At 62.4% G+C, this 13,506-nt stretch carries 13 protein-coding genes; 7 read left to right on the top strand and 6 right to left on the bottom strand.

Annotation, left to right across the window (positions count from 1 at the left end; translation table 11 throughout):
- Positions 1-38: 38 nt before the first annotated feature.
- From FFR93_RS18380 to FFR93_RS18370, 3 genes are all read right to left on the bottom strand, one after another.
- Positions 39-2,399: a methyl-accepting chemotaxis protein gene (locus FFR93_RS18380; RefSeq protein ID WP_138394276.1), complete on the bottom strand. Its 2,361-nt coding sequence runs from the start codon at positions 2,397-2,399 to the stop codon at positions 39-41.
- Positions 2,400-2,638: 239 nt separating this feature from the next.
- A complete protein-coding gene (locus tag FFR93_RS18375; protein ID WP_138394275.1) occupies positions 2,639-3,538 on the bottom strand; it encodes a ribokinase in 900 nt (299 codons plus the stop codon).
- An 84-nt stretch (positions 3,539-3,622) separates the two neighbouring features.
- The gene (locus FFR93_RS18370) at positions 3,623-4,846 is read right to left on the bottom strand and encodes a DNA recombination protein RmuC (protein WP_138394274.1); all 1,224 of its coding nucleotides are present in this window, start codon (positions 4,844-4,846) and stop codon (positions 3,623-3,625) included.
- 199 nt (positions 4,847-5,045) lie between these two features.
- Here FFR93_RS18370 and FFR93_RS18365 point away from each other — a divergent pair, with 199 nt between their 5' ends.
- The 6 genes from FFR93_RS18365 to truA all read left to right on the top strand — a co-directional run bounded on the left by FFR93_RS18365 (position 5,046) and on the right by truA (position 9,648).
- Positions 5,046-6,539 (top strand): globin-coupled sensor protein, encoded by a 1,494-nt coding sequence (locus tag FFR93_RS18365; protein WP_138394273.1) that lies wholly within the window; start codon positions 5,046-5,048, stop codon positions 6,537-6,539.
- A gap of 97 nt (positions 6,540-6,636) precedes the next feature.
- Positions 6,637-7,152 carry a peptide deformylase gene (def, locus tag FFR93_RS18360; RefSeq protein ID WP_138394272.1) on the top strand — a complete coding sequence of 172 codons (516 nt, stop codon included), beginning with the start codon at positions 6,637-6,639 and terminating at the stop codon, positions 7,150-7,152.
- A 63-nt stretch (positions 7,153-7,215) separates the two neighbouring features.
- A complete protein-coding gene (locus FFR93_RS18355; RefSeq protein ID WP_138394271.1) occupies positions 7,216-7,476 on the top strand; it encodes a plasmid stabilization protein in 261 nt (86 codons plus the stop codon).
- A complete protein-coding gene (locus tag FFR93_RS18350; protein WP_138394270.1) occupies positions 7,473-7,892 on the top strand; it encodes a type II toxin-antitoxin system VapC family toxin in 420 nt (139 codons plus the stop codon). The genes FFR93_RS18355 and FFR93_RS18350 overlap by 4 nt, the downstream gene beginning before the upstream one ends.
- Positions 7,893-7,912: 20 nt before the next feature.
- Positions 7,913-8,848, top strand: coding sequence for a methionyl-tRNA formyltransferase (gene fmt, locus FFR93_RS18345; protein WP_138394269.1), 936 nt, complete (start codon positions 7,913-7,915; stop codon positions 8,846-8,848).
- A complete protein-coding gene (truA, locus tag FFR93_RS18340; RefSeq protein ID WP_064711747.1) occupies positions 8,848-9,648 on the top strand; it encodes a tRNA pseudouridine(38-40) synthase TruA in 801 nt (266 codons plus the stop codon). Before fmt ends, truA begins: the two co-directional genes overlap by 1 nt.
- A 31-nt stretch (positions 9,649-9,679) precedes the next feature.
- Here truA and FFR93_RS18335 read toward each other — a convergent pair whose 3' ends face one another.
- The 3 genes from FFR93_RS18335 to dapD all read right to left on the bottom strand — a co-directional run bounded on the left by FFR93_RS18335 (position 9,680) and on the right by dapD (position 12,418).
- Positions 9,680-10,276 (bottom strand): hypothetical protein, encoded by a 597-nt coding sequence (locus FFR93_RS18335; protein ID WP_064707792.1) that lies wholly within the window; start codon positions 10,274-10,276, stop codon positions 9,680-9,682.
- Positions 10,263-11,456, bottom strand: a complete 1,194-nt coding sequence (gene dapE, locus FFR93_RS18330; protein ID WP_138394268.1) for a succinyl-diaminopimelate desuccinylase — start codon at positions 11,454-11,456, stop codon at positions 10,263-10,265. Before dapE ends, FFR93_RS18335 begins: the two co-directional genes overlap by 14 nt.
- A 101-nt stretch (positions 11,457-11,557) precedes the next feature.
- Complete coding sequence (dapD, locus tag FFR93_RS18325) at positions 11,558-12,418, bottom strand: 2,3,4,5-tetrahydropyridine-2,6-dicarboxylate N-succinyltransferase (RefSeq protein ID WP_064711745.1); 861 nt, start codon at positions 12,416-12,418, stop codon at positions 11,558-11,560.
- A 193-nt stretch (positions 12,419-12,611) separates the two neighbouring features.
- Here dapD and FFR93_RS18320 point away from each other — a divergent pair, with 193 nt between their 5' ends.
- Positions 12,612-13,478 (top strand): LOG family protein, encoded by an 867-nt coding sequence (locus tag FFR93_RS18320; RefSeq protein ID WP_138394267.1) that lies wholly within the window; start codon positions 12,612-12,614, stop codon positions 13,476-13,478.
- Positions 13,479-13,506: the final 28 nt, after the last annotated feature.

Below are 13,506 nucleotides of genomic sequence, written 5' to 3'. Positions count from 1 at the left end.
ATTTCGCAGGCGCCTTTTTATTATGCAGGGCTGAACGGTCAGAACTCTTCCCAGTTGTCCTGGGCCACGGCAGCCGAGGCATGCGATTGAGGTGTGGTTCGGCGGGTCGCCGGGGCGGCCGCATGGCGGACCGCAGGAGCTGCCGCGAAATGCGAGGTGGCCGCAGCCGGCGCGCGCATCTGCCTCGCCATGGAGGCGAGCGCAGCCGCGTTGGCCGAGCCCGAGACCCTGAAGCGAGTGGCGAGCGCCTTCAGCGTCTGCGCCTCGTCGTTGAGCGCCACGCTGGCGGCGGTCGCTTCTTCCACCATCGCCGCGTTCTGCTGCGTCACCTGGTCCATCTGGTTCATGGCCTGATTGATTTCCTTCAGCCCGACGGCCTGTTCGCTGGCCGAGGCCGAAATCTGCCGGATGAGGCTGTTGATGCCCATCACCTGTTCGGCGATCTTGTGCAAAGTGCCGCCGGCGCGCCCGACGAGATCGACGCCTTCCTTGACCTGGACGGCCGAAGTGTTGATCAGCGTCTTGATCTCCTTGGCCGCATTGGCCGAACGCTGTGCGAGCTCCCGAACTTCCTGAGCGACGACGGCAAAACCCTTGCCGGCTTCGCCGGCGCGTGCCGCCTCTACGCCGGCGTTCAGCGCCAGGAGGTTCGTCTGGAAGGCGATTTCGTCAATGACGCCGATGATCCGCGAAACCTCAGTCGAAGACTGCTCGATCCCCTGCATTGAGGCGATTGCCTTTTGCACCACTTCGCCCGATCTCTCAGCATCTTGGCAGGCGAGACTGACGTTGTCGGCTGCCGTACGCGCGTTCTCGGCGCTGGAATCGACCTGCGCGGTAAGCTCATTGAGCGCCGCGGCGGTCTCTTCCAGGCTTGCCGCCTGCTGCTCGGTGCGCTTGGCGAGGTCGGAAGCGCTGTTGCTAATCTCGCCGGTGCCGGCACCAATGTTGATGACGCTGAGATTCATCGTGTTGATGGTCTCTTCAAGGCTCGCAAGCGCTGCGTTGAAGTCCTGCTTCAGCTTGCCGTATTCACCCGGAAACTCTTCGGTGATGCGGTAACCCAGATTACCCTGAGACAACTCGGAAAGGCCGGCGCCAACGGTCGCAACGATATGACGCTGCAGCGACACCGATTGCTGCCGTTCCGATTCCGAGCGGCTGCGCTCGGTCTCGGCAGCCTGCCGCTGGTGGGTGGCCTCTTCTTCGAGGCGCTTGGAGTCTGCGAGCTTGAAGCGGAATCCCTCGAGCGCCTTTGCAACCGAGCCGATCTCGTCGGTACGGTCTTGGGCAGCGACGGGTTCGGCATATTCGCCATCGCTGAGCGACTTGACACTGGCGACAAGGCTGCCGAGGGGGCGCTGCACGAGCGAGCGGACGGCAAAATAGAGTGCGAGCATCACCGCACCGAGCACGATCAGGCCGGTGGCGATCATCATGTAGGTCTGGTCTTCAACCGGCGCGTTGATCACCGCATGCGGGACGTCGACGAGCACGACCCAGGTGGCGTTGACGCCGGGGACCTCGAACGGATAGACGACGCGGTCGAAGGGGTCGAGGCCGTCATAGGTGAGGTTCCTGACAAGACCGGGTTGCTTATTCGACAGGGCTGACTTAACGACGTCAGCGCCCTCGCCGTCGTATTGTTTCGTCATCAGGTCGGGGATCGGCGCAACGATCCAGTTGCCGGCCTGCGACAGCAGCGTCACGCGGCCGGAGCCGAAGGGGTGCAGCGCCTGCAGCTTGTCGGTCAGCGACTTCAGCGAGATGTCGACGCCGCCGACACCGATCATCTTGCCGCCCGACATGACGGGATAGGCAATGGAAGTCAGCAGCGTCGGTACTTCAGTTCCTTCGGCGAGGTAGGGCGTCGTGATCGCGCCCTTGCCGCTGTCCGCAGCCAGCTTCCACCATTCGGCAGCATAATCATTGTCAAACGTCGAATACTGGATCCCGCCATCCCTGGTCTTCGACCAGTAGGGCGTGAAGGCGCCGTTCTTGTTGGTGCCTTCATCGTTATTATTGGCGATCTCCGTGGTCTTGCCGTCGAGCGCACCGAGCTGCTCACAGAACCAGCTGCCGAAGGCGAAGGCATTCTGTTCCAGATTGGCTTTCAGCACGTTGATCATGCCCTTGCGATCGAGCGACTTGCCTTCATGGGCGCGGCCGATGACGCCCGACATGCTGCGCGCGGCGCTGGCGAGTTCGCCGACATTGGCGGCGATTTCATTGGCGATCGACTTTGCCTCGAGATTGGCCTGATCCATCGTCAGCGTCTGGACGCGATCCCGGGTCTGGCCGATGAGGAAAAAGTTCGAAACGATGAGAACAAGCGCGATGGCGATGCCGGTGATGACGATAAGTTTCGCCGCAAGCGATTTCATGCGAAAAATGAACATGGGTTCCTCGGGCAAGGATGCGCCGAACGGGCATTCTTCGGCACAGGAGCGAAGGCATCGCTCCGTCATGGAGCAGCCGCATGAGCCGCGATCCGCAAGTGCGAAGATCCGGCGATCACCGGGAAGATCGCCGGAGACCTCTTAAATTTGAGTGAAACTTTAATGGTATATGTGAGGAAAGCCGCAAAAATCCCCTTGAAATTGCAGGAGATCCGGCAGCTTTTCGCAAGGAGGCCAGGCTATATCCTGTCTGCGACTTCCTCACTCAAGGGAATCGACGGTTGCGCGCCTGGTTTGAGGCATGCGAGTGAACCGGCGACCGCCGCGCGGCGCAGCGACGTGGGAAAGTCGAGTCCTTCGTCGAGGCTGGCGGCGAAATAGCCGCAGAAGGTATCTCCCGCCCCGACCGTATCGACAGGATCGATCGCCAGCCCGTGCGCCCGTGATATTGCCCCCTCGCGGATGGCGATGACCCCGTCGCCGCCGAGCGTCACGATCAGCGTCTGGCCCGTTTCCCGGTGTAGGCGGACAAGTGCTGCCTCACGCGCCTCTGCGCCCATGTCGCTCTGTCCGGCAAGCCGCTCGAACTCGGTCTCGTTGGCAATGACGATATCGGCCAGGCGACCGAGACGCGGTGCATCGGGGATCAGGGGAGCGAGGTTGAGGATGCTGGTGATGCCCTTGGCGCGCGCAGCCGAGAGCGCGCGCTCGGCGGCGGCGACGGGCACCTCGAGCTGCAGCATCAGTATGTCGCCTTCGTTCATGCGGCCGATCGCGATTTCCGCATCCCCGGGCGTGACCACGCCGTTGGCGCCCGGAACCACGGCGATCATGTTCTCGCCGTCGCCGCCGACGAGGATCAGCGCCGTGCCTGTGGGACCGTCGACATGCTTGACGAGAGAGAGGTCGGTTCCCGCCTCGTCGAGCAGGGCGAGCGCATCGGCGGAAAAAGCATCCTTACCGACGGCGCCGGCCATATGCACATAGCGGCCGGCGCGGCGCGCTGCCAGCGCCTGGTTGGCGCCCTTGCCGCCGGCAGCCGTTGCAAAACCGTTGCCGGCGACCGTCTCACCGGGCTTCGGCAGGTGCTCCGTCGTGGCGATGAGGTCCATGTTGATGGACCCGAAAACTGTAATCATGAGGATGTCCCGTCCTTTGGAGCATGCGGGCGACATCATGCTCCAATTCTTTGATAGAATGCGGGCAGACACTGCCCGAAGCGGTCACTCCTCGTCAACCACCCGAAGCTTGAGAAGGCCGGTGCGGCTTTCCATGGATTTGGCCGGCGCCTCGCCCTCGCGGGCAGGCTTGGCGTCGCCGCCCGCCTCGAATTCCAGCGCCTCGATCTTGGCGCCGCGCTTGGTGAGCTTGTCGGCCGACGTGACCACCATGTCGATATCCTTCTGCGCCATGGCGAAATGGCCCTGCAGCTTGCGCACCCGCTCGTCGAGGCGGCCGAGATCGTCCATCAGTAGCGCCACCTCGCCTTGGATCAGATGCGCCTGCGCCCGCATGCGCTGGTCTTTCAGCACCGCCTGGATGACCTGGATCGAAAGCATCAGCAGCGATGGCGAGACGATGACGATGCGCGCCCGGTGCGCCTTCTGCACGAGGGCTTCGAAGTTCTCGTGGATCTCCGCGAAGATCGATTCCGACGGCACGAAGAGAAAGGCGGTATCCTGGGTTTCTCCCTGAATCAGATATTTCTCGGAAATATCCCGGATATGGATCTCCATGTCGCGCCGGAACTGCTGGCTGGCGATCTTGGTGGCCTCTGGGCTGCCGGCGTCGCGGATCGCGTTCCAGGCTTCGAGCGGGAATTTCGCGTCGATGACAAGCGGCGGCGCGCCGTTCGGCATGCGGATCGTACAGTCCGGCCGCGAGCCATTCGAGAGCGTCTGCTGGAAGGCGTAGGCACCCATCGGCAGGCCGTCGGCGACGATCGTCTCCATTCGTGACTGGCCGAAGGCGCCGCGCGTCTGCTTGTTCGAGAGAATGGCCTGCAGTCCGACAACGTCCTTGGCGAGCGTCTGGATATTGTTCTGCGCCGCATCGATGACCGCCAGCCGCTCCTGCAGTCGCTGCAGGTTCTCGTGCGTAGACTTCGTCTGCTCTGTGATCGTCGAGCTGACGCGTTGTGACATGCCGTCGAGGCGTTGGCTGATTGCCTGGTTGAGCTCGCTCTGCCGCGCGCCGAAAACCTCGGCCATGGCCGTGATGCGGCCCTGCATCTCCGCCTGGATCTTCAAAAGCTCGGCCATGCGTGCCTCGCTTTCGCCAGCCCGCAGGCTCGCCTCCTCCGCCTGCTCGCGGCGAAGGCTGGCGCCGCGCAAGAGAAGGATTATCACCAGAAGCACGAGGGCGACGAGAACGCCGCCGGCAAGCGCCAGCATGGCCGGACTGATCGAGGCGACGGAAAAGGCGAGCGAATCGGAATTGACGGTCATGCCGCAACCATAACAGAAGAAACGACGCGATGAAGATCAAAACGTGAACGAAATCGCTGGTCCCCAACATCTTGAACATGTCGCGCTTCGGTCTCGGCAGAAGAAATCCGGCCAGCTTTAACGATTGTTCAACCATATTCGCCAAACCTGCGGCACAGAAACTCCCTCCCGCGCCTTTGCGACAAATACAGAGATTCCAATGCCATCCCGACAGAACGACAGCCTCAGGCAGCGCCTGGATTTCATCGAACTCGACGACGCCTCGCGAAAGTCGATACGAGATCTCAGGCCTGTCATCACCGAGCTCATCGGCGGCGCTCTCGATAAGTTTTACGCCAAGGTCGCCAGGACCCCCGCCGTCTCCAGCTTTTTCGCCGACAAGAACCATGTCGGCCATGCCAAGAAGCGCCAGCAGGATCATTGGGCCAATCTTGCCAGCGGCGCTTTCGACGAGACCTATGTTAACGGCGTGACGGCGGTCGGCCGCACCCATGCCCGCATCGGGCTGGAGCCGCGCTGGTACGTCGGTGGCTATGCCCTTGTCATGTCCGAACTCGTCAAGGGCATCATGGAGAAGCAGTGGCCGTCGGTCTTCGCACGCCAGCAGGGCAAGCTGCTCGCCGAGAAGCTGTCGGCAGTCATCAAGGCCGGCATGCTGGACATGGATTATTCCATCTCGGTCTACCTCGAGACGCTTGAGGCCAAACGTCAGGCCCTGGAAGAGCAGCGGGCGAAAGCCGAGTCCGATCAGGCAATGGCGCTGGAGCAGCTGCGTCGCGGTCTCGAAGCGCTGTCGAACGGCGACCTCGAAGCCACCCTGCCGTCCGACCTGCCGGGCAATTTCCGGCAGATGGCCGAGGATTACAACCGCGCCGTCAGCGCCCTTCGCCAGTCCTTCGCATCCGTGCGCGATACGTCCGGCCATATCATGAGCGGCGCTGACGTCATCGCCAATGCGACCAACGATCTGGCGCTGCGCACCGCCCAGCAGGCAGCGGGCGTCGAGGAGAGCTCAGCCGCCCTGCAGCAGCTTTCTGTCAGCGTCGGCCAGACCGCCGCCAATGCCGAGAAGGCTTCGGACGCCGTTCGCGAAACGCAGCAGAAGGCGAAGAATTCAGGTGAGCTCGTCACCAGCGCCGTCTCGGCAATGGCCGGCATCGAGAAGTCTTCCACCGAAATATCCAAAATTATTGGCGTCATCGACGAAATCGCCTTCCAGACCAATCTTCTGGCGCTGAACGCCGGCGTCGAGGCGGCGCGCGCCGGCGATGCGGGCAAGGGTTTTGCCGTCGTTGCCCAGGAAGTCCGCCAGCTCGCGCAGCGCACGGCCGAAGCTGCCAAGGAGATCAAGAATCTGATCTCGCAAAGCTCGAGCCAGGTCAATGAGGGCGTGGGCATCGTCTCCAGCACCGGCGAAGCGCTGAACGATATGATCAGCCGCATCGACATCATCAACCGCTTCGTCGCCGATATCGCCGCCGCCGCCCGCGATCAGGCGACCGGCGTCAACGAGGTCAGCGTGGCGATCCGCAGCATGGGCGAAATCACCCAGCAGAATTCCGGCATGGTCGAGCGCACTTCGGCGGAAACCCGCCGCCTCAAGGATGAGGTGGATAAGCTGATCGAGCTGCTGCGCCGCTTCCGCGCCCGGCCGGAAGGCCATGCCGTCACCGCTGCCCGCCAGGCGGCCTGAGACTTTATGGCGAAATTCGGGGCGGGGAGACAAAAAAGCGTCTTCCCCGCCCACCGGATAATTCCATAGCGGGAAAAGATGGGTTATGGGAACGCCCATGACCATCAAGCCACTCATCATTCTTCCCGATCCCCTTCTCCGTCAGCTCTCCAAGCCGATCGAACGCGTGGATGCCGATCTGCAGCGCCTTGCCGACGACATGCTGGAAACCATGTACGATGCACCAGGCATCGGCCTTGCCGCAATCCAGATCGGCGTGCCGCGCCGCATGCTGGTCATCGACGTCTCTCGTGAGGGCGAGGAGAAGCAGCCGCAAGTCTTCATCAATCCGGAGATCGTCAAATCGTCCGACGAGCGCTCGGTCTATGAGGAAGGCTGCTTGTCCATTCCGGACTATTATGCGGAGGTCGAGCGCCCGGCTGTCGTCTCGGTCAAATATCTCGATCGCGAGGGCAAGGAACAGATGGTGGAAGCCGACGGCCTGCTCGCCACCTGCCTGCAGCACGAGATCGACCATCTGAATGGTGTGCTCTTCATCGACCATATTTCGCGGCTGAAGCGGGAGATGGTGATCAAGAGGTTCACCAAGGCGGCGAAGGCGAAGGCGCTCTGAGGAAGCCTTGAATACGCGCCAGTGAAGCACTATGATATCACTGATATCATAGTGGAGGTGCGGATGGGCGACCTGCTTATTCGAGATGTTCCGGAAGCGATGAAGCGGCAGCTTCAGGAAAGTGCCCAGCGCAATGGCCGCAGCCTTTCAGAAGAGGCGATCGAAATCATCCGCCGTCAGATCGCGGCGGAACGCTCGGGAGCACCCGCGGGGCGGCGCTTGAGATCGCTGATGGGAGAGGAAAGATTGAGCCATGACGAAGTAGAGGCTATCGCCGCGTCTCGCCACGAACGTGATCGGGAACCGCCAAGTTTCGACAAATGATCGTCCTTGATACGAACGTAATTTCCGAATTGCAGGGAAGAACCCATAGCGAGCGGGTATTGAACTGGCTAGACGCTTACGAGGTCGAGACGCTTTTTCTGACAACGATCTCCGTCGGGGAAATGCGCTATGGGCTTGAACTCCTTGATGACGGCAGGCGAAAGACGGCATTGATTTCCGACTTCAACCGGATCGAATCCGAATTTTCCGGTCGCATACTCGGTTTTTCGCTTAGTGCGGCGAATCGTTACGGCCTGCTCGCTGCGGCGCGCAGAAAGGCGGGACGGCCGGTGGAAACGAAGGATGCGATGATCGCCGCCATCTGCCTTGCGAACGGCGCAACGCTCGCCACCCGCAACACCAGAGATTTCGAAGGGCTTGATCTCAAGCTCGTAAACCCGTTTGAAGACGGCTGATCCTCAACTGGCGAGATAGAATGTCTCTTCGCATCATCTTCATGGGAACGCCGGAGTTCTCGGTTCCGACCCTGCGCCTGCTCGTCGAGGCGGGGCATAACATCGTCGCCGTCTATACGCAACCGCCGCGCCCGGGTGGACGGCGCGGGCTCGATCTGCAGAAGTCGCCTGTTCACCAGGCGGCCGAATTGCTTGGTCTGCCGGTCTTCACGCCGGTCAATTTCAAGGACCCGGCCGAGCGTGAGCGGTTTGCCGCCTTTAATGCCGATGTTGGCGTCGTCGTTGCCTATGGGCTGTTGCTGCCGGAGGCGATTTTGAACGGCACCCGCGAGGGCTGCTATAACGGCCATGCCTCGCTGCTGCCGCGCTGGCGGGGTGCCGCGCCCATCCAGCGGGCGATCATGGCGGGCGACGCAAAGACCGGCATGATGGTGATGAAGATGGACAAGGGCCTCGATACCGGCGCCGTCGCGCTCACCCGTGAAGTCGAGATCGGTCCGAACATGACGGCGGGCGAATTGCACGACCGCCTGATGCAGGTCGGCGCCAAGGCGATGGCGGAAGCCATGGTGAAGCTGGAGATGAACGACCTGCCGTTGACGCCGCAGCCGGAGGAGGGCGTTCTGTACGCCGCCAAGATCGACAAGGCCGAGACGCGCATCGATTTCGCCGGGCAAGCGCATGATGTGCACAACCATATCCGCGGCCTGGCGCCGTTTCCTGGCGCCTGGTTCGAGCTCGAGATCGGCGGCAGGCCGGAGCGTGTGAAGGTGCTGGCGTCCGAGCTGGCTGAAGGGGAGGGCGCTCCCGGGCAATTGCTGACCGACGATCTCGTCGTCGCCTGCGCTTCCGGCGCCGTGCGGCTGACGCGGCTGCAGAAGGCCGGCGGCAAGCCGCTGGCCGTGGCCGATTTCCTCCGAGGCACGCCTCTCGCTGCAGGCACGAGGCTTTCCTGATGCCGCGTTTCCGTATGACCGTCGAATATGACGGCGGACCCTACGTTGGGTGGCAGCGGCAGGAGAACGGCCCATCGGTGCAGGGCGCGATCGAGGCCGCGGTGCTGTCGCTGACCGGCGAGACCGTGTCGATCCGCGGCGCCGGCCGCACCGATTCCGGCGTCCACGCCATGGGACAGGTGATCCACGCCGATCTTTCCAAGCCGTGGTCGCCCTACAAGCTGCAGAACGCCTTGAATGCCCATCTGAGACTTGCCGGCGAGCGTGTCGCCATTCTCGACGTCGAGGCGGTCCCCGACTTCTTCGATGCCCGCTTTTCGGCACTGCGGCGCCACTATCTCTATCGCATCGTCAGCCGCCGAGCGCCACTGGCGCTCGAAGCCGGCAAGGCCTGGTGGGTGCCCAAGACGCTCGATCATGAGGTGATGCACGCCGCCGCCCAAAGGCTGGTCGGCCGGCACGATTTCTCCACCTTCCGCTCCGCCCATTGTCAGGCGAACAGCCCAGTGCGCACGCTCGACCGACTTGACGTGACACGCAACGGCGAGCTGATCGAAATCCGCGCCACGGCGCAGAGCTTCCTGCACAATCAGATCCGCTCCTTCGCCGGCACGCTGAAGCTCGCCGGCGAAGGCAAGTGGACGCCCGAAGATGTGCAGGCAGCGCTCGAGGCGCAGGACCGCAAGGCCTGCGGCCCGGTGGCACCGCCCGAAGGGCTCTACTTCATGCAGGTGGATTATCCCGATGTCATCACCGACCGCCGCAGGCCGGCTGACGAAAACGACGACGATCTCTCATGATTGTCTCGCTGGATTCATGCGATAGCGCAGTTCAGGCGGGATAGATGCCGAGGAAGTGCTGCAGATATTCCGAAAGGATCATCGACGGCACCAGCAGCACCAGCGTCAGCGCCCCCACCATCAGCGCGTGATCGTGGCAGATCATCCTGAGAATGCGCGCCAAAGCGAAGACCTGCGCCAGCATGAAGGCAAGCAGCAGCAGCGAGACGAGGCCGATTGAGCCGGGCAGGAAGAACACCAGCGCCAGCAGCAGACCGTTGATATAGGAGAGCGGCACGCCGAGCCAGTTGACGCTGACGACCACGGGTGCGAAGCGCTCGCCCATGCGGAAGGCGAGCAGCAGCAGCCCGGCAAAGACCAGCGGCACGAACCAGTTGGCGACTTCGACAAGGCCGAGCCTGATATAAAAGACAAGGTTGACATCGGCATGGGGCGGCATCGACCGCAGGAAGGCCTGCCGCCACCAGAGCCAGGAAATGCCCATCGGCGGCAAGCACCAGGCGATCGCCCAGAACGAGCGGTTGACGCCGCGCTCCGACAGATCGAGGAAGCGGAAGCCGCGCGGATCCATCCGGATCAGCAGCCAGAGGCCGGCCAGATAATACTGGACTTCCTTAAGACCCGGCATGGGCGAACCAGCGGTCGATGAAAGTCTCGTAGATCGCCGTCAGCGTCTCCAGATCGGATACGGCGACTCGCTCGTTGACCATGTGCATCGTCTGACCGACCAGGCCGAATTCGACGACTGGGCAATAGTCCTTGATGAACCGCGCATCCGACGTGCCGCCGGTGGTCGAAAGCGCCGGCGACCGGCCGGCCACATTTTCGATGGCTGATGACAGTGAGGCGATCAAGGCGTTGTTGCGCGTCAGGAAGACGTGGCTCGGCCGGTCGGCCCAGACGATATCGTATTTCACCGGCTTCCTGCCCGGACGCAGCTGGCCATTGCCGGCGGCGGCTTCGAGCCGTCGCAGGATTTCGGCGCGTAGCGTTTCGACGCTCCAGCTGTCGTTGAAGCGGATGTTGAAGCTTGCCGATGCCTTCGCCGGAATGACGTTGGTGGCGGGATTGCCGACATCGACCGTCGTCACCTCGAGGTTCGACGGCTGGAAATCGTCTGTGCCGCCGTCGAAGGGTGGATCCATCAGCGCCTGCGTCAGTTGCAGCATGCCGCGCACCGGATTGTCGGCAAGGTGCGGATAGGCGGCATGGCCCTGAACGCCATGCACGGTGATCCTGCCCGACAGCGAGCCGCGCCGGCCGATCTTGATCATGTCGCCGAGGCTGTCCGGATTGGTCGGTTCTCCCACGAGGCAGGCGTCCCAGCGCTCGCCGCGTTCGGTCGCCCATTGCAGGAGTTTGACCGTACCGTTGATTGCCGGGCCTTCTTCGTCGCCCGTAATCAGGAAGGAAATCGAGCCGGCAGGCGGCCCGTTCTTTTCGATATGGCGGGCGACGGCGGCGACGAAGCAGGCAATGCCGCCCTTCATGTCGACGGCGCCGCGGCCGAAGAGTTCGCCCTTTGATATCTCTGCGGCAAAAGGCGGATGCGTCCAGGCGGCTTCGTCGCCGACCGGAACGACATCGGTATGGCCGGCAAACATCAGATGCGGGCCATCCTTGCCGAGACGGGCATAGAGGTTTTCGATGTCGGCCGTTCCCTCTTCGCGTGCCGTCACCTTGTCGACCGTGAAGCCGAGCGGCGCAAGCATTGCCTCCAGCGCCGTGAGCGCACCGCCTTCGGCGGGTGTGACGGACGGGCAGCGAATCAGCGTCTGCAGATTGGCGACGGGATCGGTAGCGGTCATGGCGGTCGAACTATCCGGCGGGAATGGCAAAGACATGGCAAGACGGGGCCGCCTCGCGTAAAAAGACGCCGTCTGTTTACCGGATCAATGCCCCGGTGTCATCAATCTCTGAGCAACTCGTTGATGCCGGTTTTGGAGCGGGTCTGTTCGTCGACGCGCTTGACGATTACGGCGCAGTAGAGATGCGGCGCCGGCTGGCCGTTTGTCATCGTCGCATTGGACGAGGCCATCGAGCCCGCGACGACGACGGAATATGGCGGCACTTCGCCGTACATGACCTCGCCGGTGGCGCGGTCGACGATCTTGGTCGACTTGCCGATATAGACGCCCATGCCGAGCACGGAGCCTTCGCGGATGATACAGCCTTCGACTACCTCGGACCGGGCGCCGATGAAGCAATTGTCCTCGATGATCGTCGGGCCGGCCTGCATCGGTTCGAGCACGCCGCCGATGCCGACGCCGCCGGACAGGTGGACGTGTTTGCCGATCTGCGCGCAGGAGCCGACGGTCGCCCAGGTGTCGACCATCGTGCCTTCGCCGACATAGGCGCCGAGATTGACGAAGGAGGGCATCAGGATTGCATTCGGGGCGATATAGGCCGAGCGGCGCACGACGCAGTTCGGAACGGCGCGGAAGCCTGCGGCGCGGAACTGGCTTTCGCCCCAGTTCTCAAACTTGGAGGGGACCTTGTCCCACCAGGTGGAGTTGCCCGAGCCGCCTTTGACCACTTCCATGTCGTTGAGGCGGAAGGACAGCAGCACAGCCTTCTTCAGCCACTGATTGACCTTCCAGGTGCCGTCGGCGCCTCGCTCGGCGACGCGAGCCTTGCCTGCGTCTAGCAGATCGAGCGCCGCTTCGACCGCATCTCGAACCTCGCCCTTCGTCGACGTGTTCACATTATCGCGATTGTCGAAGGCGGCTTCGATGGTCTTTTCCAGGGAGGCGAGGTCGGTGGCGCTCATGAGAATTCCTTAAACTTCGATCTTTATCGTGGAGACGGCGCAGTCTCCGGAATTGCGGCGGCTTGCTGTATCCTGCTCTATAGCATGAAGCCGTAGAACGGAATGATTTTTCCGACAAGATCATATCTGGATTCAAGGCGTTGTAGCGACATATCCGGCAGTTGATGCTGGCAATACTGAAAGGCATTTCGATATGGCGAAGGGACGAAACGGCGGTTCGCGGCGCAAGGATGGTGTATGGGACCCACTAAAGAGCAGCTCGACTGACAGGCAGCGCGCCGAGGCTGTGCCGAAGACGCCGCAGACGCTGTCGCCGGCCTATCGTCTCGCCTATGTCGACGAGGATTTCCTCTGCCGTGAAGAACTGCGGCCCATCCGGCTGCAATTGGAACTGCTGAAGACTGAGATGATGCTGACCGAGCGCGGTATCCGCTCGACCGTCGTCATGTTCGGCGGCGCCCGTATTCCAGCCCCCGGCCAGAGTGCCTGGGCGGCGCGCAACGAGATCCAGCGCGCCAATCTGGAGGCGGCATCCGTCTATTATGACGAGGCGCGCAAATTTGCCCGTCTCTGCTCGAAATATTCGGCGAGCTTCGACTTCCAGGAATATGTCATCGTCACCGGTGGCGGCCCGGGCGTCATGGAGGCGGGCAATCGCGGCGCCGCCGACGAGGGCGCTCCGTCAATCGGCCTCAACATCGTGCTGCCGCACGAACAGGCCCCGAACGTTTATGTGACACCGGAACTCAGCTTCAACTTTCACTATTTCGCCATTCGCAAGATGCATTTCATGGTGCGCGCCAAGGCGATCGCGGTGTTTCCCGGCGGCTTTGGAACGCTCGACGAATTCTTCGAATGCCTGACATTGATCCAGACCGGCCGCATGGAGCGTCTGCCGCTGATCCTTTTCGGCGAAGCCTTCTGGCGAAGCATCATCAATTTCGAGGCCCTGGCCGAATTCGGCACGATCGCGCCCGACGATGTCAAGCTGATCAGCTTCGTCGACACGGCCGACGCCGCGTGGAAGATCGTCCAGGATTTCTACGAACACCGCGAATAGCGTTTCGATCGTGAGGCAGGTCTCTTTC

Origin of the sequence: Rhizobium sp. MHM7A (assembly GCF_005862215.1) — a bacterium.
GTDB classification, from domain to species: domain Bacteria; phylum Pseudomonadota; class Alphaproteobacteria; order Rhizobiales; family Rhizobiaceae; genus Rhizobium; species Rhizobium bangladeshense.
This window is presented reverse-complemented; position numbering and strand designations above follow the sequence as displayed.

What these genes read in the sequence shown, in the direction of transcription:
- dapD (WP_064711745.1), bottom strand. Translation starts at nt 12,418, where the DNA reads ATGAGCGCCACCGACCTCGCCTCCCTGGAAAAGACCATCGAAGCCGCC.
- FFR93_RS18375 (WP_138394275.1), bottom strand. Translation starts at nt 3,538, where the DNA reads ATGATTACAGTTTTCGGGTCCATCAACATGGACCTCATCGCCACGACG.
- def (WP_138394272.1), top strand. Translation starts at nt 6,637, where the DNA reads ATGACCATCAAGCCACTCATCATTCTTCCCGATCCCCTTCTCCGTCAG.
- FFR93_RS18355 (WP_138394271.1), top strand. Translation starts at nt 7,216, where the DNA reads ATGGGCGACCTGCTTATTCGAGATGTTCCGGAAGCGATGAAGCGGCAG.
- FFR93_RS18365 (WP_138394273.1), top strand. Translation starts at nt 5,046, where the DNA reads ATGCCATCCCGACAGAACGACAGCCTCAGGCAGCGCCTGGATTTCATC.
- truA (WP_064711747.1), top strand. Translation starts at nt 8,848, where the DNA reads ATGCCGCGTTTCCGTATGACCGTCGAATATGACGGCGGACCCTACGTT.
- FFR93_RS18370 (WP_138394274.1), bottom strand. Translation starts at nt 4,846, where the DNA reads ATGACCGTCAATTCCGATTCGCTCGCCTTTTCCGTCGCCTCGATCAGT.
- FFR93_RS18350 (WP_138394270.1), top strand. Translation starts at nt 7,473, where the DNA reads ATGATCGTCCTTGATACGAACGTAATTTCCGAATTGCAGGGAAGAACC.
- FFR93_RS18320 (WP_138394267.1), top strand. Translation starts at nt 12,612, where the DNA reads ATGGCGAAGGGACGAAACGGCGGTTCGCGGCGCAAGGATGGTGTATGG.
- fmt (WP_138394269.1), top strand. Translation starts at nt 7,913, where the DNA reads ATGTCTCTTCGCATCATCTTCATGGGAACGCCGGAGTTCTCGGTTCCG.
- FFR93_RS18380 (WP_138394276.1), bottom strand. Translation starts at nt 2,399, where the DNA reads ATGTTCATTTTTCGCATGAAATCGCTTGCGGCGAAACTTATCGTCATC.
- FFR93_RS18335 (WP_064707792.1), bottom strand. Translation starts at nt 10,276, where the DNA reads ATGCCGGGTCTTAAGGAAGTCCAGTATTATCTGGCCGGCCTCTGGCTG.
- dapE (WP_138394268.1), bottom strand. Translation starts at nt 11,456, where the DNA reads ATGACCGCTACCGATCCCGTCGCCAATCTGCAGACGCTGATTCGCTGC.